Below are 21,891 nucleotides of genomic sequence, written 5' to 3'. Positions count from 1 at the left end.
TTGTTAATCCATAAATTTATTTTACAAAAGAAGCAGTAAGAAGGGAGTATCCTGTCTTACTGCTTCTTTTGTTGATTAACTGATTGCAGCTTTCGGTAATCGGTGGGACTCAGCCCCAGATTCTTACGAAATACCCGGGAGAAGGTCTTATATGATCTAAACCCCGTTTCATAGCAGATATCCAGGACAGAGGAATCCGTAGAAAGGAGCAGATCACAGGCTTGTGCCAGGCGTATCTTCTCCAGATATCTGTGAAAGTTTTCCCCTAACAGCTGATGAAAGGAGGAACTGATATGAGAAGCGCTCATATGAAACCGTTTGGAAAGCTCCTCTAAGGTAATATCCTCCTGATAGTATTGAGATACATAAGTAATAATATCCCATACGCCGCTCTTCTGGCTCAGGATACGCTTTCCCTCAGCGGGCAGTTGTCTTAGAGTACGGTTTCTGTCATAGGTAATCAGCAGTTCCATCAGCTTGCTTTTAAACATCAGAGCGCTCCATTTGCCTTGCTCCATCAGCTCTCGTTCCATGGTTCTTAATATACCAGTCAGTTCTTTCGTGACTTCTTCCCCGAATTCATTATAAGGGATCTTGTCCAGGGCAGCCTGGCTTAAGAGCTCCGTCAGGGCAAGAAAATCTCCTTTTTTGTCATAAAAGCTCTCAATTTTTATACTTCCGACAATTACGGTAACCGGGGACTCAGGTGCTGCCAGGATTTCATGAATGTGATGAGGGAATAATAAAGTGAAGGTACCGGGTCTTAAGGTATGTTCTATTCTGTTGATTTTCTCGATGGCACTGCCGGCCACTGTAAAATTAAATTCAATGTAATTATGACAATGGGGGATTACATGTGCCGTTAGGATATCAGTTCTTAATGCAAAGGGGAGGTCTTTGCTGATCCATTCTTCATGGGAAACCAATAAAGGGTTCATTGTTGGATTTTGCCTGCCTTTCTGGAAGGGGGATAAGTATGGAAAAATAAAAGTGGGGTGGAAAAAGGGGGTGGCAAAAGGGGAGATACTCAAAAGGGGAGGTACTCAAAAGGGGACGGCAAATTGCACAAACCAGAAAAACGTATGCTTCAATTCCAAGGTATAAGAAGTCCTAATTCTCTGGAGGCTTTGTGCTGGGCATGTTATAAATCAGATAACTCGCTTCGCTCAAACAATCTGTTTTATAACATAGCACAAAGCCTCCAGAGAAAAGGACTTCTAATACCTTTCCATAGGCGCATTCGTTCTTTCTGGTTTGTGCAATTTGCCTGATACATGTGGGGTGAGTTTTTTGTTTTTTACTCATAAGGTTATTATTGCAAGGACTTGTGTTAATAAGGACTGGTGTAAATATGGAATTCAGTAAATAAGGTCTTGTGGCTATAGTGTAGAACATTGAGCTTGACTTTTTGATACAGTTATAATGCTTTAGAATAGCATGGTGAGTTAAGTAATAAGGGTACGATGTGATTATATTTTATCAGGGTTAATCCTATCGTACTTTTTTGTCCTTGCTTACTTCGTAATACTATTAATACGAACGCCTAAAGTTTGAACTAAGGTTATAATAACATAATATAAAGTTTATAGAGTATAAAAATTTCTACGAACAATACAGCTGATGGCAAATATATATTTATACTAAAAGTTGATAGCAAATAAGGTTTAAGGAACAATAAAACTTTTGAGAAACAAGGTTTTGGTATAAAGGATGCCATGCCTATAAAATGGAGATGTTAGTTTGGTAATAGTTTCATTATAAGTATAAGCGTTATGCAAGTCAATTGCTGTTTGTTATCTTGTTGTGGCAGACTTTGAGAAATTAAAAGAGATAAAATAATGAGATATTTTGAGTTGCTATTGGCATGAAAATAATGCGGGTCTTTATTATGATAGGGATACAGAGTAATAAGGGAACAAGGTGATAAGGATACAAAGTGATAAGGATACAAGGTGATAAGGATACAAAGTGATAAGGGTACAAAGTAATAAGGGTACAGAATGATAAGGATACAGAGTAATAAGAGATGGGTTATGATTGAATTTTAACTATGATAAAACTTTAGGGAGGTTATTATGCCATACTATTTGCCTAATATGAAGGAAAGACTGCCAGGGGTACAGGATAGAATCAAGAAAGCCATATTTCAAATTATAGCGCCCCTTGATATGACGGTTTATCTGACGCCGGAACCGGTTGCTTTTATGAACAGGACTACGGGTAAAGAGAAGAAGATTGAGATAGGGGATAGCTGGGGCGGTCTGTTTGAGTGCGGATGGTTTCATTTTACCGGAACTGTACCAGAGGATTCAGAGGTTGCTGCAGCTGGTGTGAATGACATTGGGGCTGCGGAATCTGTTCTGCTGATTGACATAAACGGAGAGCTTTGCGTAGTGGATGAGGAGGGGAAACCAGTAAGAGGTCTTACCAATGTTTCCTCAGAATATGACTATTCCTTAGGCAGACCGGGTAAAACGGTGTTTCGCTTTAACAGAACACTTAAGGCAGGGGAAAAAATTGATCTGTGGGCAGATGCCGGCTGCAATGACCTTTTTGGTAAATATCAGGACAGCGGAATCGTAAGGCAGGCTTTCATTGCAGTCTGCAACAAGGATTTGGAGCAGCTTTATTTTGATTTCGAGGTGCTTCAGGAATTGATGCTTTACTTAAGCGAAGATAAAGCCAGATATCACAGTCTTCTTCACAGCCTTAACCGGGCTGCCAATGAGCTTCATCTTTATAACAATGAGGAAGCCAGAAGGGCAAGGGATATCCTTAGCAAAGAACTGAATAAGAAAGGCGGAGATTCTTCTCTTAAGATCAATGCCTTAGGACATGCACATATTGATCTCGCCTGGTTGTGGCCGATTAGGGAGACAATTCGTAAAGGTGCCAGAACCTTCTCCACGGCGCTCAGGAATATGGAAAGATATCCGGATTATATCTTTGGTGCCAGCCAGGCTCAGCTGTATCAATGGATCAAGGAGTATTATCCTGCTCTTTATGAAGAGGTGAAGGAGAGAATCCGGGAAGGCCGCTGGGAGGTTCAGGGTGCCATGTGGGTAGAAGCGGATACCAATATCTCTGGCGGTGAAGCTCTGATTCGCCAGGTTCTCCTTGGCAAGCGGTTCTTTCGAGAGGAATTCGGACAGGATATAAAAAACCTCTGGCTGCCGGATGTTTTTGGTTATACTGCAGCGTTACCCCAGATTTTAAAGAAATCCGGTGTAGATTATTTTATGACGATTAAGCTCTCCTGGAGTAAATTCAATAAGCATCCCCATCATACTTTCTGGTGGGAAGGGTTGGATGGCAGCAGGATTCTGGCACATATGCCGCCGGAAGGGAATTATAACAGTTCAGCAGCACCCCGGGCTATTGTTCATTCTGAGAAAGAGTTTCTGGATAAGGGAATCGGTGAGGAGTGTCTGTTGTTATTTGGTATCGGTGACGGCGGAGGCGGACCGGGAGAAGAGCATCTGGAACGACTTAAGAGAGAGAAGAACCTGGAGGGGCTTATTCCCGTATCCCAGGGACCGGCACAGGCTTTCTTTGATAGGATTGATACAGAGGATTCTCTTTATAAGACCTGGAAGGGAGAACTGTATTTAGAGTTTCATCAGGGAACCTATACTTCTCAGGGGCGTAATAAGAGGTACAACAGAAAGCTGGAGCTGGCTTTAAGAGAGCTTGAATTCGCAGCTGCCTGGAATGTTCTAAAGACTGGAAATAAGAAGATTACAGAAGATATATATCCTTCTGGCTTTCTTGATAAGACCTGGAAGGAAACCTTGTTATATCAGTTCCATGATATTTTACCGGGTTCCTCCATTGCCAGAGTATACAGTGAATCTCTTGAACGTTATGAAAATATGCTGCTGGAAACGGAAGCGGCAGTAAAGGAAATGTATACTTCTCTTGGTGATTTGCAGGGGCAGCAGGAAGCTGCTATAACTGAAAGCAGAGCAGCAGCCGACAGTGTACGTGTCTTTAACTCCTTATCCTGGGATAGGGAGGAATGGCTGCCTTACAATAATACCTGGATAAAAGCGAAGGTTCCAGCTATGGGTTACTGTGTTCTGTCTGTTGAGGAAAATAATTATGATACAGCAGCAACTACAGCTGCAGTTGCAAATGCCTCTCTATCTGCCACTACAGCCGCAGGACAGAGCTCAGCTGAGGGGACACCTGTAATTCTGCCCTACAAGGTTAATATTCTCGAGGATAGGAAGGGTTCAGAGCAGAATACACTTGAGAACGAAAGCTATGTTGTAGTATTCTCACCTGATGGCTTCATCGAATCCATCTATGATAAAGAAGAAAAGAGAGAAGTTATTGCAACCGGAGAGGCTGCAAACAAGCTGGTAATCTATGAAGATCAGGGAGATGCCTGGGATTTCCCTATCTATTATGATGAGATACCCGGAGAGACTTTGATTCTCACGGAGTGCAAAGTTTATCGTGAGGGGCCCAAGCTTATTAGGCAGAATCATTTCCGCACTGTTTCCGGTGAATCTCATATGGTACAGAAAGTAATCCTCACAGAGGGAAGCCGTCGTATTGACTTTGTAACCCAGGCAGATTGGAAGGAAAGTGCTAAGATGCTCCGTACCTCTTTCCCGGTAAACGTAAGAGCCCAGGAAGCCACCTGTGAAATACAGTTTGGCAATATCAAACGGCCTACTCACCGAAATACCTCTTGGGATATGGCTAAATATGAAGTCAGTGCCCATAAATGGGTGGATATGTCTCAGGGAGACTACGGAGTCGCACTTCTAAATGACTGTAAGTACGGTCATAAATTAAAGGACAATGTTATTGATCTGAATCTGTTAAGAAGCACTGCATATCCCGATACAGCTGCTGATAAGGGAAGACATGAGTTTACGTATTCCCTGTATCCTCATAGAGGGGATTATATGGAAGGCAGAGTGGTTAGAGCAGGTTATGAATTGAATGTACCTCTCCAGGTATTTGCGGCTGATTGTCCTATGATAGCAGAAGCTGAATCACTGGTATCAGTGGAGGCAGAGAATGTTATTATTGAAGCTGTTAAGAAATGCGAGGAAAGCGGAGATTTGATCCTGCGCCTGTATGAATGCCATGGAAGAGGAGTCAAAACCAGAATAAATCTGGCCTTTGAAGCAGAAGATATACAGCTGGTAGACCTGATGGAAAAGGAGACCAGTCAGTCAGGGCTCGCGAAAGATACTGCATCAGGTAAATCCTGTACATTGGAATTCAAACCATTTGAGATAAATACCTTGAAAGTATCTTTGGGTTTAAAAGACTAGAGACTTTATGAAGAAATAGATAGCTATTTTGGTTTAATCATTGGCTCTTTCATCGGGACTGTAATAGAATTGTATTTTTACTGATTTTCAAAGCTCAGAACTACAAAATCCCAGATATGTCGTAAAGGCTGAACCCTTGCCTTGACTGCATGTCTGGGATTTTTATGTTGAGCTGTTAAGCCGAAAATCGGGGTTTGTGTTTTTTACACAACATAAATTATTCTGACTTTGAGCTTCTTTTTAAGACGGTACGGTTGGAATGACCAAGGATCATTGGAACCTTTTCAATATAAACATCACTGGTGTCAAGTCCAAACCAGTTTGACGGAGATACCGTGAACTTCTGTATAAAGAACTTGGTTCTTAGCAAAAAGGAATCCCAACCGGACAAAGAAGATTCATGGGAAAGCACTTCTTCAATAAACACAAAACGGAAGTCTCCCAGCTTACGATTGGGTAGAATGGAGTAAATATTGCACTGCTGCTCAATTTCCTTATTGTTTACCAACTCTGTTGATATCTGGCGTAAGAATATATTTAGATTCTGTTCAACACGGAATCCAAGATTAATCTGGATATTAACAATGTAGGAAGTCTTAAATTTTTCAACTACATAATCTGCCTGATAAGGCTCATCTGTTACATAAACGTTTACAAACCAGTAGACATCGGCTTTTTTTGGCTTTTTATCCAGTAGGAAGTACATTACCTTGCGTTCCACTTCTTTTGGATTGGGGCAGTTTGTCAGGCACACAAGATTACTTGCATATTTCGGGATGTCCGGGTCATGGCGCAACTGGCTCAGCTGTTTGATATAATTTTCAATAGGCACGATTTCACGGTGACGCATCTTGATGATATGTGACCTATCCCAGATGTACATAATAAAAAGTATTGAGACTGCAATGATTACCGCAACAAAACCACCATGAAAGAACTTAATTATATTTGAGAGGAAGAACGAGATCTCAAAGGACATAAAGAAAACCAGCATAATCACTGCAAGTATTACAGGAGTCTTTTTCTTCAGCATATAGTTATATAGCAGGATGGTTGTCATAAGCATGGTAACGGTAATGGCAAGACCGTAGGCTGCTTCCATTTTCTCGGAGCTCTGAAAGTAAAGAACAATTCCGATACAGACCACACATAATATCCGGTTAACGGCAGGTATATATAACTGACCTTTTGTAGAGGAGGGATATAGTGTATGTAATCGGGGAAAAAGATTTAGCTTTATTGCTTCTGATACAAGCGTAAAGGAACCTGAAATCAAAGCCTGGGATGCTATGATGGCAGCAAAGGTAGATATTATGATGCCATACATTAAGAAGCCTTTGGGAATCATCTGGTAAAACGGATTGATATCCTCCAATAAGGCATGGGAGGGATTGTTTTTCGCGGATAAAATCCAGGCACCCTGACCAAAGTAATTTAATAATAAGCTTATTTTAACAAAAGGCCATGTAAAGTATATGTTCTTTCTCCCTACATGCCCAAGGTCAGAGTAGAGCGCTTCAGCACCGGTTGAGCAAAGAAAAACGCTGCCCAAAATAAAAAAGCCAAGCTTATTATCATCACTGAACAGGATACTGATGGCATAATGTGGTGATAATGCCCGTAAAAGAGAAAAATTTCCTGCAAGATTGATAATTCCAAATAAAGCAAGGCTGCCAAACCACAAGAACATAATGGGGCCAAAAAGCCTTCCGATAAACTCCGTTCCAATATGCTGAATAAAAAACAACAGACAGATAATGACAATAACCAGGATAACGATATTATTCTGATTGCCATAAAAAAAGTCATGAAATACCGGGAGCAGCTTTAAGCCCTCCACAGCGGAGGTGACGGTAACTGCCGGTGTCAGCATACCATCTGCCAACAGAGCGGAGCCTCCAATCATTGCGGGGATGACAAGCCATTTGGAACGGCTTCTTACCAGTGTAAAAAGTGAGAAGATACCGCCTTCTCCATTATTGTCAGCTCTTAAGGTTATAATTACATATTTAATTGTTGTTAATATAGTGAGCGTCCAAAATACCAAAGATAAAGTTCCGAGAATAAAATCTTCGGATACATTTTCTAAACCACCGTTCCCTATAAGAACAGATCTCATTACGTAAAGTGGTGAAGTACCGATATCTCCGTATACTACACCTAATGTTACCAGAATCCCTCCCAATGTCAGTTTGGATATTCTGGATTTTTTTGATGAAATATCCATCTTAGGCTCCCGTCTGCGTGATTTAACACGCTTACAATATCAGGGGGAGTGAATGTAACTCCGAATGGCAGCCTTTCGATATTAAATTTAAATTCACTCTTTTACCCCTTTGCAAAATGTTTGATTAACTGCTCCAGCGTGTCAAAATGCTGGAATATTTTTTCTTCCTTTATATAGCACGAACTAAAACGGTTCGTTTCGGCTAAAAATATACTTTGACAAGGTAATACTATGCTATTGTTTACCTTAACCGTAAAAATTATTTTATAATGAATGCCGTTTGTATGTCATTGCATAGTAGGCTGGCCTTCAACTATGCTGCGGCTGTTTGATCATCTCCTGATTCTTACTTGAAATTATTAAGAAAAAACAACTTGATTCTATCGAAATTAACACATTAGAAAGGTGGTTGCTTTACTTAACGACAGAGTGTTTTTTGTGTCTCTTAACACTCCTGTAATATATTATAGTAATTGCTGTCATTTGTCCATCACTTAAGCGTAAAAGTGGAGCAAAAATCAAAAATTTTAATTAGCTCTTGCATTTAATAAATATAAATGTTATATTAGTTATAGAACAAATCAAAAGTACTTAGAAGGGGGTAGTTAAATGAATATTAGCAAATTCACTCAGAATTCCATTCAGGTAGTCCAAAGCTGCGAAAAGCTGGCAATGGAATACGGACATCAGGAAATTGACCAGGAACATCTGCTGCTTAGTCTGCTGACCATAGAGGACAGCCTTATCATGAAACTCCTTAAGAAGATGGAGATAGTAGGTGAAGTCTTTGCCGCACAGGTAGAAGGACTTTTAAATAAAAGGCATAAGGTATCCGGTGGTCAGGTCTATATCAGTAATGATTTGAACAAAGTACTTATTTATGCGGAAGATGAAGCAAAGGGAATGGGAGATGAATATGTTTCCGTGGAGCATTTGTTTCTGAGCTTGTTAAAGCAGCCCAGTAAAGAACTGAAGGAACTTTTTCAGACCTTTGGCATATCCAGGGACAGCTTCTTAAAGGCGTTGCAATCCGTAAGAGGCAATCAGCGGGTTACCTCCGACAATCCGGAGGCTACCTATGATACGCTGGAGAAATACGGCTCTGATCTGGTAGAAAGAGCGAAAGAACAAAAGCTTGATCCTGTAATCGGAAGAGATGCGGAAATCCGTAATGTTATTCGAATCTTATCCAGAAAGACCAAGAACAATCCGGTTTTAATCGGAGAACCCGGTGTCGGTAAGACTGCTGTAGTGGAAGGCCTTGCCCAGAGAATCGTAAGAGGAGATGTTCCTGAGGGGCTGAAGAATAAGAAGGTATTTGCACTGGATATGGGTGCGCTGGTTGCAGGAGCGAAATACCGTGGTGAATTTGAAGAAAGACTGAAGGCTGTCCTTGAAGAGGTCAAGAACAGCGAAGGTGAGATCATTCTCTTTATCGATGAGCTTCACACCATTGTAGGTGCCGGTAAGACAGAAGGTGCCATGGATGCTGGAAATATGTTAAAACCCATGCTGGCAAGAGGCGAGCTTCACTGCATCGGTGCGACCACATTAAATGAATACCGTATGTATATTGAAAAGGATGCAGCACTGGAAAGACGTTTTCAGCCGGTTATGGTAGAAGAACCCACTGTTGAGGATACAATCTCTATTCTACGAGGTTTAAAGGACCGTTATGAGGTCTTTCATGGAGTTAAGATAACAGACAGTGCCCTGGTATCAGCCGCAGTCTTATCGAACAGATATATCTCTGACCGCTTTCTGCCGGATAAAGCCATTGACCTGGTGGATGAAGCCTGTGCCCTTATAAAGACGGAACTTGATTCCCTGCCAACAGAACTTGATGATATCAGCAGGCATATCATGCAGCTTGAGATTGAAGAGGCAGCCCTTAAGAAAGAAACAGACCGTTTAAGTCTGGAGCGCCTTGAGAACCTGCAAAGGGAGCTGGCAGAAGAAAAGGAACAGTTTGCAGCGGGTAAGGCAGTATGGGACAATGAAAAATCCTCCGTGGAAAAAGTGCAGAAGTTAAGAGAAGAGCTGGAAAGCCTCAACAATGAGATAGAAATAGCTGAAAGAAACTATGATTTGAACAAAGCCGCAGAATTAAAATACGGAAAGCTACCCCAGATAACCAGACTTTTGCAGGAAGAAGAAGAGAAAGTTAAAAAAGAAGGGCACACCCTTGTCCATGAAAGCGTAAGTGAAGAAGAAATCTCGAAGATTGTATCCCGCTGGACAGGTATTCCCGTATCCAAGCTGACGGAAAGCGAGAGGGCGAAGACTCTTCATCTGGATGCAGAACTGCACAAACGGGTTATGGGACAGGACGAAGGAGTAAGGCTGGTTGCAGATGCTATCCTAAGGTCCAAAGCCGGTATCAAAGACCCTACGAAACCCATAGGTTCCTTCTTATTCCTTGGTCCTACCGGTGTCGGTAAGACGGAGCTTGCCAAAGCACTGGCAGAAGCTCTCTTTGATAACGAGCAGAACATGGTCCGTATTGATATGAGTGAATATATGGAGAAATATTCGGTATCCAGGCTGATTGGAGCGCCTCCTGGCTATGTAGGTTACGAAGAAGGCGGACAGTTGACGGAAGCAGTCAGGAGAAAACCTTACTCTGTAGTACTATTTGATGAGATTGAAAAGGCCCATCCCGATGTGTTTAACGTACTGCTCCAGGTATTGGATGACGGGCGTATCACAGATTCACAGGGAAGAACCGTAGATTTTAAGAATACCATTCTTATTATGACCTCTAATATAGGCTCTTCTTATCTTTTGGAGGGTATCGGAGAAGCGGGAAATATATTGGAGGGCTGCAAAGAACTTGTAATGAACGATTTGCGGAACCATTTCCGACCTGAATTCTTAAACCGTCTGGATGAAATCATCTTGTTTAAACCATTATCACCAAAGGATATCAGAGGAATCATAGAACTGCTGATTGATGAACTTAACAAACGGTTGTCCGACCGCCAAATAACGATAGAGCTAACGGAAGCTGCCAAGGATTTCGTAGTAGAAGAGGCATATGACCCTGTCTACGGTGCAAGGCCTCTGAAGCGGTATCTGCAAAAGAATGTTGAGACCTTAAGTGCCAGATTGATCTTAAGTGATGAAGTGGATGCGGAAGATACCATTGTAATTGATGTAAGTGATAATAGGCTTTCAGGCAGTGTCAGAAAAGCAGTATCTGTTTGAGCATCGTTTGAAGAAAAAGTGAAGAAGTAAAAAAGTATCATAATTGCTGTTACAGTAGCAGTAATATATTACTGGAAACTTTACAACTAGAGGGATAGGTTATACAGTGGGAATAAGGTTCGCTGATATAACCTATCCTCTTTTGATGCCATTAAGAAATGCGTCTTGCTATAAAAGCCTGACGTACTGGATACGCTGACGTACTGGATGTGCTTACGTACTGGATACGCTGACGGACTGGATGCGCTGACGGACTGAATGCACTGACGGACTGAATGCACTGACGGCCTGAGTGTGCTGACGTACTGGATACGCTGACGGACTGGATGTATTGACGGACTGAAGGAGTATACACTATGATAACAGATATCATGGTATCTGGGCAAGACAGACTCTTTGTTGCAATTCAGCATAAGGAAATGCATCTCAGAATAGTGTATAAAATGTGTAAATAATGGTTTTTCGTGCATTTTACTATGTGATAGTATATAATACCCATAAATGGTATATCAGCAGCATATGTTATAGAAGGCTTTGGTGACTGGGGGGATAAAAGTGACAAAGTTAGATAACCTGATATCGTTCATAAAAAATAAACATGTCTATATACAAACACATAATTACCCGGATCAGGATGCTTTGGCTTCTGCCTTTGGCCTGGCCGCACTTTTAAAGAACAGAGGAATTAACGCAACCATCTGTTACAGCGGACAGATTGATAAGTTTAATACCCTTAAGATGGTAGAGCTGATTCCTATTCCGGTCAGGAGAGGGGAAGAACTTATCATAACTGCAATGGATGAGATTCTTTTGGTGGATTCTCAGGAAGGAAATATCAATGTAAAGAAGTTCCCTGGGAAAATTATAGCCTGTATAGACCACCACCCTCTGCAGGATACAGACAGCTATCGATTCTTTGATATTCGAAGTTCCATGGGTTCCTGTGCTTCCATTATCGGTGAATATTTTATGGAAAATGACATAGAGCCGGAAGAGCCGGTAGCAACGGCCCTGACCTATGGAATTAAGATGGATACTGGAAATCTAACCAGAAGAGTATCGGAGCAGGATGTAGAAGTATTCAGCTTTCTCTTTCGACGAGCAGATGAAGAGAAGTTACGGGAGTTAGACAAAAGCTCTCTTACAAAAGATGACCTCAATGCCTACAAAGAAGCCATAACCAATTTAAAGATTTATGGCAGGTTAGGAATCGTAAAGATTGGAAATGATTACTCCGAAGCTATCCTGGCCAGTATATCAGACTTCCTCCTTAGTCTCTCGGAACTGGATGTGACTTTAGTGTATGCTTACCGGGTGGGTGGGTTAAAATTTTCAATCCGCAGCGCAACACCTCTGATCGATGCCGGAAAAGCAATTAAGTGGGCACTGAAAGGGCATGGTGACGGAGGCGGTCATGCCGTTATGGCTGCTGGATTCATTCCAGGACTAGAGAAGGAAACGGCTATTTCTAATATGTCTTCCCTGGTGGAACAGCGCCTGATCCAATATGTTGCAAAAAAAATAATTGACTAATATATTTAATCGTGATATAATACCAACGGTACATTTATCTGGATTAAGCATCTGGAGCAAAGGAATAATTACGGAATACAGCTAATATAAGATATAGAGCTCTCTGTCCTAATCGACCAAGAGCTTTTTTTATGGGTTTAAGCTCCTTTTATAGATGAATATCTTTTTACAGATGCTTATATATAAGTTAATATTATTTTATCCTAATTTCACATAAAGCTTTAAGAAGCAGAATTAAACTTCTAAAGAAGAATAATGGACAACAGCTTTTATAAAAATGAAAAGACCGGCAAAACTTTAACTGTTAAAGTATTGCTACGGAAAAGGATGAAAAATAACTTATACAGCGGTTCTAATAACTTGATGGAAGTCTGTGTGCAGTAAAGATTAGCAGTAATTTGTGTAAGGCTGCACAGGAAGACTGATAAGAGCGGGATACTAATTATAAGCAGATTGATGAAATTATACAGCCGCAGCAGGATAAACACTGAAAGAATTCAAGAATAGAAAGGGTATATTTATGAACACAGTTAGATTTGAAGAGTTAGGGCTCAGCGAGCCGATATTAAAAGCTATCGTAGATATGGGCTTTGAAGAAGCCTCTCCCATTCAGGCCAATGCAATACCGGTTATACTGGAGGGAAAAGACATTGTAGGACAGGCACAGACAGGTACTGGTAAAACAGCAGCCTTTGGTATACCTCTGTTAGAGGCAATAGATATGAAGAACAAACATTTACAGGCAGTTGTATTAAGCCCCACAAGAGAGCTTGCCATTCAGATAGCAGAAGAAGTAAGAAATCTCGGTAAATACATGCATGGAATCAAGGTGCTTCCTATATACGGAGGACAGGAAATTTCCAAGCAGATCCGCTCCTTAAAGGCAGGAACACAAATTGTAATTGGTACTCCTGGCCGTGTAATGGATCACATGAGAAGAAAGACCGTTAAGTTCGATGAAGTAAAATTAATCGTATTAGATGAAGCGGATGAAATGCTTAACATGGGATTTCGTGAGGATATCGAGACCATCTTAAAGGATGTTCCCGAAGAGAGACAGACAGTACTCTTCTCCGCCACTATGCCAAAGCCTATCATGGACATTGCAAGAACGTATCAGAAGGATGCCCAGATTATCAAGGTGGTTAAGAAGGAGCTTACTGTTCCTAAGATTGAGCAGTATTATTATGATGTAAAACCTAAGAACAAGGACGAAGTATTATGCAGACTTCTTGATATGTATGATCCTAAGTTATCCCTGGTTTTCTGTAACACAAAGAGACAGGTGGATGAACTGGTATCCGTTCTTCAGGGAAGAGGATATTTTGCAGAAGGACTTCACGGAGATTTAAAGCAGCAGCAGCGTGACAGGGTTATGCACAGCTTCCGTAACGGCAAAACCGAAATTCTCGTAGCGACGGACGTAGCAGCCAGAGGTATCGACGTTGATGATGTAGAAGCGGTATTTAACTTTGATGTGCCTCAGGACGATGAATATTATGTTCACCGTATTGGAAGAACCGGAAGAGCCGGAAGAACCGGAAGAGCCTTTACCTTAGTAGTAGGGAAAGAAGTATACAAATTAAAAGATATCCAGAGATATTGTAAGACTAAGATTTTAGCACAGCCCATACCGTCCATTAATGACGTAACAGCAGTAAAAGCAGAAAAGATCCTGGATCGTATTCAGAACATTCTGGCTGATGAGGACTTGACAAAAATGGTGGAAATCATTGAAGAAAGAGTTAATGCAGCAGATTGTACAGCTCTTGATATTGCAGCAGCTTTCCTTAAAATGTCCATGGGTGACGAGAACGAGCAGATTGAAGAAAAAGCTGCGTTTGAAGATTATGGCGATACCGGAGCAGAAGCCGGAATGGTAAGACTCTTTATCAACATCGGAAAGAAGCAGAACACAAGACCTGGAGATATCCTGGGTGCGATAGCCGGAGAAACCGGAATGCCTGGTAAATTAATCGGCTCCATCGATATGTATGATAAATACACTTTCGTGGAAGTACCAAGAGAATATGCTTCTGATGTAATCCAGGTAATGAAAGATGCGAAGATTAAAGGCAAGAGCATTAATATTGAACCTGCCAACAGAAAGTAATATATAAAAGTAATATATAAAATGTAAGGCTGTTCCTTTTTTGGAGCAGCCTTTTGTTTTACCATATGTAGTTGATTTACAAAGTGTTTTATTGTAAGCTGAGGTAGATAAGTTAATGAAGAATTCTAATAAGAGAATTTTACGAAACAGATAAATTAACAAGTGAAGTAATTTTTTCCTTTGGGATTAGGATATACTATCCTTAAGTCCGAGGGATTAGAGAAGAACCATATAATGCATTATTAATGCACTAATAAACCACATATAAATGTGCAATAAAAGTGAACTAACTTCTTGTATTTGCCCAAAACTATGTTATAATAACCATGAAAGCGAAGGTAAAAATGTGAAAGGACGTGAAGATCAGTGTTTATTAATGAAGTTAAAGAGAATCTAACACAGCAGATAATTCCCTTCTGGAAGAGTTTTAAGGATGAAAAATTCGGAGGATACTACGGATTTTACGATTTCGACTTGAATTTGCACAAAGAAGCAATAAAGGGTGTAATATTAAACAGCAGAATATTATGGTTTTTCACTAATGCATATACCACAATAGGTGATAAAGAGTGCTTAGAGCATGCAAAACATGCATATGAGTTTCTGAAAGATCATTGCCTTGACAAGGAATATGGCGGCGTATACTGGTCACTTACCTATGACGGCAAGCCAGAGGATTCCATGAAACATACCTATAATCAGGCTTTTGCTATTTATGCCCTGTCTTCTTATTATGGAGCTACCGGTGACAAAGAGGCTCTTGACATTGCTTATGGTATATACAAACTTATTGAAACCAAATGCAAGGATTCTGTTGGATACCTGGAAGCCTTCGACAGAACCTTCCAGCCGGTAGATAATGAGAAATTATCTGAGAACGGATTATTAGCCAGCAAGACTATGAATACCCTGCTCCATGTATTTGAAGCTTATACAGAACTCTACCGTGTGGATAAAAATCCTCAGGTAGGCGAGGATTTAAAATGGATGATGGATCAGTTCGCAGATGTTCTTTACAATAAAGAGCGCAGAATCCTGGAGGTTTTCTTTGATGAGAATATGAAGTCTATATCAGATCTTAATTCTTATGGTCATGACATCGAAGCTTCCTGGCTGATAGACAGAGGCTGTGAAGTTCTTGGAGACGTAGCTTATACAAAGAAAATGTTTGCTGTAACCGAGGCCTTAAGACAGCACATTTTAGAGGTGGGATATGATGGTTTCTCTTTGAATAACGAAGATTTCAAAGGCGAAATAGATACGACCAAGATCTGGTGGGTACAGGCAGAGGCACTCCTTGGTTTCCTTAACGGCTATCAGCTTACTCCTGAGAGAGAGGATTACTTAAGTGCAGGAAAGACTATCTGGAATTTTATAAAAGAGTACATTATTGATAAAAGAGAAGGCTCTGAATGGTTCTACGACCTTGATAAAGATGGACATCCTGTTAGCAGGAAAGAAATCGTGGGACCTTGGAAATGCCCTTATCATAACGGAAGAATGTGCTTTGAAGTTATTAAGAGAGGGATTGACTGGTAAGTAGCAACCATTGATAGGAAGAAAATTAATAAAAAGAAACATTTTTAAATCAAATTTAAGAAGCAGTAATATAAAAGACAAATCAAATTAAAAAGAAGTAATGTAAAAGACAAATCAAATTAAAAAGAAGTAATGTAAAAGAAGAAATCAAGTTTAAGAAGAAATCAGGTTTAAGAAGAAATCAGGTTTAAGAAGAAATAATATAAAGAAGAAATCGTGTTTAGGAAGTATTAAGAAAAATGTGTTCAATATAATAATGAAATCATGCTTAAAAAGAAATAATATAAAAAGACTTTATGGAAAAAACTCATTGAAAAGTTGAATGCAAAAGAAATAATCGAAAGGAAGGCAGAAAATGCATCCCAATTATTATGTACAGTTAGAGAAATACAATAAATTAGTTAATAAGAGCAATGAAGTAAGCCCGATTTTTAACGGTATCTATGACAGATATGTTAATCCCGTGCTTACCAATGAGCATATTCCCCTGTTCTGGAAATATGATTTAAACGAGGAGACGAACCCATATTTTATGGAACGTCTTGGTGTAAATGCGGTATTTAATTCCGGAGCAATTGAATTAAACGGAAAATATTATCTGGTTGCCAGAATTGAAGGAAATGACAGAAAATCCTTCTTTGGTGTAGCAGAAAGTGACAGCCCTACTGAAGGCTTTAAATTCTGGGATTATCCGATCCTTCTTCCTGATACCTGCAAGGAAGAGACCAATGTCTATGATATGAGACTTACCAAACATGAAGACGGTTATATCTACGGTGTATTCTGCTCCGAAAGCAAGGATACTACAAGCTCTGATCTTTCCGCTGCCAAAGCAGAAGCCGGAATTGTAAGAACCAAGGATTTAAAGACCTGGGAGAGGCTGCCTAACTTAAAGACCTTAAGATCACCTCAGCAGAGAAATGTGGTACTTCATCCCGAATTCATTAATGGAAAATATGCTTTCTATACCAGACCTATGGATGACTTTATTAATACAGGTTCCGGCGGCGGTATTGGTTTTGGTTATTGCGATGATATCACAAATGCAGTAATCGATGAAGAAATCATTACAAGTGAGAGAAAATACCACACCATAACAGAAGCGAAAAACGGTGCAGGTGCTGTTCCAATTAAGACTGAAAAAGGCTGGCTTCATATTGCCCATGGTGTACGTAATACAGCAGCAGGACTTCGTTATGTTATCTACGTATTTGCAACAGATCTAAAAGATCCTGCAAAAGTGATTGCAGAGCCCTCCGGTTTCTTCATTGCTCCTTTAGGGGAAGAAAGAGTCGGGGATGTCTCCAATGTAGCTTTTACAAACGGTGCCATAGCAAGAGATAACGGAGAAGTATATATCTATTACGCTTCTTCTGATACAAGGCTTCATGTAGCGGCGACAACGATTGATAAGCTATTGGATTATACCTTTCATACACCTGTGGATCCTCTTCGTTCCGTGGACTGTGTAAAGCAGAGATGTGATTTTATTGCTAAGAATCTGGAATATTTAAAATAATTTTAAGGGGCTGATTTTTCTGCGAAGATGAATCAGCCCTTTTCTGTATGCTTGTAGAAACTGCAAACTTGGAAAGATGTTAGAAATGGTTTTAATGCTCTCTTGCGTTCATATTTTAAAAGAGCCTTATGGCAGTATCTTGTACATAAAATACTTCAAGAGGATAGGCGGTAAAATGCTGTATACAAGAAAAGAGGAAGGTCCAGGAGGAGCTTCCTCTTTTCTTGTATGTATTTCAAAATCTAATAATAGTTAAATTATTATTGCATAAGGTCACGTATAATGAAAGGAGTACTTCTTACTTTCCGAAATATCTCTCAAGTAAACCGGCGAATGCTTTACCATGTCTTGCTTCATCTCTTGCCATTTCATGAACAGTGTCATGAATAGCATCAAGGTTAGCAGCCTTTGCACGTTTTGCAAGGTCAGTCTTTCCAGCAGTAGCGCCGTTCTCAGCATCTACTCTGAGCTCAAGATTTTTCTTTGTGCTGGGAGTAATAACTTCGCCTAAAAGCTCAGCAAATTTTGCAGCATGTTCAGCTTCTTCAAAAGCTGCCTTTTCATAATATAAGCCGATTTCAGGATATCCTTCTCTATGTGCTACTCTGGCCATTGCTAAGTACATACCTACTTCGGTACATTCACCTGTGAAATTAGCTCTTAAATCTTTTAAGATATCTTCGCTTACACCCTGTGCTACGCCAACAACATGCTCAGCAGCCCAAGTCATATCTCCGCTCTGCTCTGTAAATTTAGCAGAAGGTGCCTTACATACTGGACATTGCTCCGGTGCAGAATCTCCTTCATGAACATAACCACAAACCTGACAGACAAATTTCTTCATTGTATTGCTCTCCTTTGACATTTTATTATTATAGTAATAATTATCGTTATTATATTATTATAATATCTTATAAAAGTCAACCCTTTTTTATAAAAAATTATCATTAAACCAGAAATATTCATGGCGATAAAAAACAATAGGTTCAACACCAAAAGTTACTTTTAACTATTTTATAGATATTTTCCCTAATCAACTAACCTAAAAAAGAACGCAATATCCTTGCGCAATGTAAAATTTCTACAAAACTGTTAATATTCATTGTTACTGCTACTCTAGCTTTATTTGAAGCTAGATGAATCATCTATCTATCTATATATATAGATAGATATTTTAGAATCCTCAAAAAAGATACTAAAAACAAAAATAAATGTCATATTGTTTCTGTAAGTAAAAACATAAATGAAATAAAAAGATTAAACAAAGTTATGATATATAAAACACATATAAAAAATATCGTTAGAGTTTTGTGAATGTGATATTAATTCTCCTATATATAAGGAGCATTAAAATAAAATCATACAAATTGAAAGGGGATAAAAAATGGCAGGAACCATTAGAATTACACCGGAAGAACTAAGAGAAGCCGCGAATTTTATCAAACAGAAACAGGATGCAATGACAGCAGATGCAAATGCATTGAATGCAAAAATCAATGAAATTGCAGCGAATTGGGAAGGTGCTGCTCAATCTGCATTTATCAGCGGCTTTACTTACGACTTATGGCCGGTTCTGGACAAGACGATGCCTCAGATTCTTACTGGAATTCAAACGCAGTTAACAGAAACTGCAACTACGTTGGAGGAGACAGATAAGGCAATCGCTGACAGGCTAAAATTATAAGAATTAAGCTATAAAGAGGCTGCAGCAGGAAGGGGTTGGTAACAAAAATCCTTTCCTATTGCAGCTTTTTTCAGAATTCACAATAAAACTGTATATGCTTGGACAAAGCAAAATGCAATAGAGCGGATAATAACCTAGGAAGGAGGTATGGGATGTATTACTGGGATTTGGGTGGTGATTTTTTTCATATATCGGACAATGAACGAAAAAGAGAGGAATACAGTAAATTACTCCAATATCTAAATAAGAAGATTCCCAAGGAGGAAGAACTCTATCACAAATTAAAAACAGGCTGTGATATGGCGTTTAAGATAATAAAAGGGACCGAAACGAAGGAAATCCTGGCTGGAGAGTTCGTTAACATGTATGATAATAAATTTAGTATCTGCCAGATGGATACTACAAATTTATTGGCATTGCAGCGGGGGGTGGCAAAATGGTAAGACAACTGGGAAGAGAAATAATTGACAAATACACCTGGCTGGAGAGAGCAAATATTACCATGGGTTATTCCACGAACCTCCTCTTTGATTTCGTTGATCTGGATGATCTGTGCAAGGATATCGAAGGCGAACTGGACGCCCAAGCCCTGGGAGCAGGCTTCTCTTCCCAAGGGCAGCGGATCGATGAATTCGTAGAACATAGAAGTGCGTTGTTAAGCTATACCAGTGATGTCTTATATGATATAGATGAATATCTGGAAAATCCACTTTATAAAGGGTTTAATCATGCCATGGATATGATGGCTGCCATTGATATGAGAGATGCAAAGACAGATAATACCATTGGGTTACAGGAACATACAAGTTTGTATGTGGGTGCTGGAATGTATGATGAGGTTGGGGGAGATATGCTCTCTCTTAATCTGGAAGATTTTATAGGCAGCCGTAATAAGAATAAAAGTCTCACCAATTATCAGAAAGTAGATGATTTTGCGGATTTATTTGCAAAAGACTATGAAAATCTGGTAAATAATGATAAAATAGACCCAAATAAAAAGACTTTGCAGGAGTATCTGGACAGCCTGGTATTAAAAGAATTTGCCCATAAAAAGGACTCTCCTTTCTGGAAAGAACTATTAGAATCGTTAAGCGAGATTACTGTCGTAATTCCTATTATTGAGGCAGCAACGGGTAAAACCCTTATAACGGGAGATTATCTAACGGGTGATGAACAAGCTTTTAAGGTAGTATCAGGGGTAGTAAGTCTGGCGACTTTAGGATATGGAGCGTATGGAGCGATAGTCACGAAAGGCGGGGGAGCGGCATTCGGCAAGATTTTTGCTGCAGATATACTGGCTGAAGCGGTGTCAGGGTCAACCGTAATCGTTTGTGATAAGGCAGGAGTACCTTCTACAGTGACGGTCGCTTTGGCGATTTTTTTAGGATCTACTACAGGAGTTATTGCGGATAAAGCATTGCTTAAAAACGGAATTGAGATTGATGATACTGTAAAATACAAAAAGTATTGGGATGATGTTGCTAATGGAAAGTATGATATACCTTATGGTATGACATCTGAGGAATATGCTCAGTATTTGAAAGGTTTGGATAAGGTTGATAAGGCCATTAAAGGGTCAGATGATGTAATTAAGGGTGGCAGTGAAACAGGAACAGTATGGGATAATATAACAGCAACGCAAAATAATTATCCAAACACTAAGATACCTAGATCGTTTGAGATTGAGGTAAATGGTCAAAAAATGTGGGTTCATGGTAATGCTACTGAGCATATGTATGAAGATGTGTATAAAGGAATAAGTACTGGCAATGGAACAGCATACACTAATCCTGATTTGTATTCGCAAGAACTTATGAACGATTTTTATGGTTCATTAGAACAAGCAACATCATCAGGAATTACATATGGAGAAAAAATAACTAGCGGTAATTGGGAGTTCATTTTTGCATCACCAAGGCAGGAAGGTCAACTTCCAGTAATAAAGCACGCAATGTTTAAAGGATGGCATTAGGAGGTATAAAGTGTGAAATTTTCAATTGAAAAAAATGAAGATACCAAAATTAAATTAGAGCTAGAAGAATATATACCATTGAAAATAATATACAGTGGTGAAGAAGAGCCAGTTAACTTTTTTTCATATTCAAAAGATAAAACATCATTACTGGAAATAGCGGTAGGTGCATACAGCGGATTAATAAAAAAAATTACACTTTTACTGAGTAAAGACTATGTGATTTTTCAAAGTAAAATGATTATTGATGAAATAAATTATGAATATGGGATAATAAAGTTTGAAGAATATGACGTAGTTGAATGTGAAAAATTTACGACCTACTTATTCAATGATGGTATTAAGATTGTGCTTTCCAATGAGAATAGTGCTAAATATATAATAATAGATACATTGTATATAGGGCTATCAAATTCAAGTGAAATCACAGAGATTTGCATGACTCAATTAAATGTCGAGGAAATAAGATATATAAAAAATGAGTTAGAATTTCAATAATATATATTAGGGTTATACTTTAGGACTCCAACTACCTAAATCCTTGTCTCTTAATTCAATATTATGGCTCTCACGAAGTGACGTAATCCATGATATGAATTAAGAAAATTTAGCGAAAAAATTTACCTTGGGTATACAATCGGATCTTTAGGTGTAGTTCCAATACTCTCATATAAACGTACTTTTTATAGCAAAAAATTTGTTGCGAAAGGTGCGATTCAAAATCAATTATTCTCTATGAGGAGACCGAAGTAAATTCAAAATAGCGGGAAACACCCGAGAAGTCCAGTTTTCTTCAGGAGTTA

The 21,891-nt window shown here is 39.4% G+C and carries 13 protein-coding genes; 10 read left to right on the top strand and 3 right to left on the bottom strand.

Annotated elements, in window-relative coordinates; translation table 11 throughout:
- Positions 1-56: 56 nt before the first annotated feature.
- Positions 57-938, bottom strand: coding sequence for an AraC family transcriptional regulator (locus tag R2R35_RS11145; protein WP_317734599.1), 882 nt, complete (start codon positions 936-938; stop codon positions 57-59).
- 1,137 nt (positions 939-2,075) lie between these two features.
- On the opposite strand from R2R35_RS11145, the gene R2R35_RS11140 reads away from it, so the two are divergent.
- Entirely contained in the window at positions 2,076-5,294 is a 3,219-nt protein-coding gene (locus R2R35_RS11140) for an alpha-mannosidase (protein WP_317734598.1), read from the top strand.
- Between the two features lie 217 nt (positions 5,295-5,511).
- On the opposite strand, the gene R2R35_RS11135 is transcribed toward R2R35_RS11140, so the two are convergent.
- Positions 5,512-7,521: a KUP/HAK/KT family potassium transporter gene (locus R2R35_RS11135; RefSeq protein WP_317734597.1), complete on the bottom strand. Its 2,010-nt coding sequence runs from the start codon at positions 7,519-7,521 to the stop codon at positions 5,512-5,514.
- 609 nt (positions 7,522-8,130) lie between these two features.
- Here R2R35_RS11135 and clpB point away from each other — a divergent pair.
- From clpB to R2R35_RS11110, 5 genes are all read left to right on the top strand, one after another.
- Positions 8,131-10,728, top strand: coding sequence for an ATP-dependent chaperone ClpB (clpB, locus tag R2R35_RS11130; protein WP_317734596.1), 2,598 nt, complete (start codon positions 8,131-8,133; stop codon positions 10,726-10,728).
- Positions 10,729-11,283: 555 nt separating this feature from the next.
- On the top strand, positions 11,284-12,261 hold the full coding sequence (locus tag R2R35_RS11125; RefSeq protein ID WP_317734595.1) for a DHH family phosphoesterase: 978 nt from the start codon (positions 11,284-11,286) through the stop codon (positions 12,259-12,261).
- A gap of 520 nt (positions 12,262-12,781) precedes the next feature.
- A complete protein-coding gene (locus tag R2R35_RS11120; RefSeq protein ID WP_317734594.1) occupies positions 12,782-14,374 on the top strand; it encodes a DEAD/DEAH box helicase in 1,593 nt (530 codons plus the stop codon).
- A 366-nt stretch (positions 14,375-14,740) separates the two neighbouring features.
- A complete protein-coding gene (locus R2R35_RS11115; protein ID WP_317734593.1) occupies positions 14,741-15,913 on the top strand; it encodes an AGE family epimerase/isomerase in 1,173 nt (390 codons plus the stop codon).
- A 355-nt stretch (positions 15,914-16,268) separates the two neighbouring features.
- Complete coding sequence (locus R2R35_RS11110) at positions 16,269-17,432, top strand: glycoside hydrolase family 130 protein (RefSeq protein ID WP_317734592.1); 1,164 nt, start codon at positions 16,269-16,271, stop codon at positions 17,430-17,432.
- Between the two features lie 298 nt (positions 17,433-17,730).
- Here R2R35_RS11110 and R2R35_RS11105 read toward each other — a convergent pair whose 3' ends face one another.
- Positions 17,731-18,276, bottom strand: a complete 546-nt coding sequence (locus tag R2R35_RS11105; RefSeq protein WP_317734591.1) for an NADH peroxidase — start codon at positions 18,274-18,276, stop codon at positions 17,731-17,733.
- Between the two features lie 540 nt (positions 18,277-18,816).
- Between R2R35_RS11105 and R2R35_RS11100 the strand changes: the two genes are divergently transcribed.
- From R2R35_RS11100 to R2R35_RS11085, 4 genes are all read left to right on the top strand, one after another.
- Positions 18,817-19,116, top strand: coding sequence for a WXG100 family type VII secretion target (locus R2R35_RS11100; RefSeq protein ID WP_317734589.1), 300 nt, complete (start codon positions 18,817-18,819; stop codon positions 19,114-19,116).
- A gap of 152 nt (positions 19,117-19,268) precedes the next feature.
- Positions 19,269-19,559 carry a hypothetical protein gene (locus R2R35_RS11095; RefSeq protein WP_317734588.1) on the top strand — a complete coding sequence of 97 codons (291 nt, stop codon included), beginning with the start codon at positions 19,269-19,271 and terminating at the stop codon, positions 19,557-19,559.
- The gene (locus R2R35_RS11090) at positions 19,553-21,088 is read left to right on the top strand and encodes a pre-toxin TG domain-containing protein (RefSeq protein ID WP_317734587.1); all 1,536 of its coding nucleotides are present in this window, start codon (positions 19,553-19,555) and stop codon (positions 21,086-21,088) included. The genes R2R35_RS11095 and R2R35_RS11090 overlap by 7 nt, the downstream gene beginning before the upstream one ends.
- Before the next feature lie 12 nt (positions 21,089-21,100).
- Positions 21,101-21,586 (top strand): hypothetical protein, encoded by a 486-nt coding sequence (locus R2R35_RS11085; protein WP_317734586.1) that lies wholly within the window; start codon positions 21,101-21,103, stop codon positions 21,584-21,586.
- Positions 21,587-21,891: the final 305 nt, after the last annotated feature.

The organism is Anaerocolumna sp. AGMB13020 (assembly GCF_033100115.1).
Lineage (GTDB): Bacteria > Bacillota > Clostridia > Lachnospirales > Lachnospiraceae > Anaerocolumna.
The sequence above is the reverse complement of the archived record's forward strand: the minus strand, read 5'-3'. Positions and strand labels throughout refer to the sequence as shown.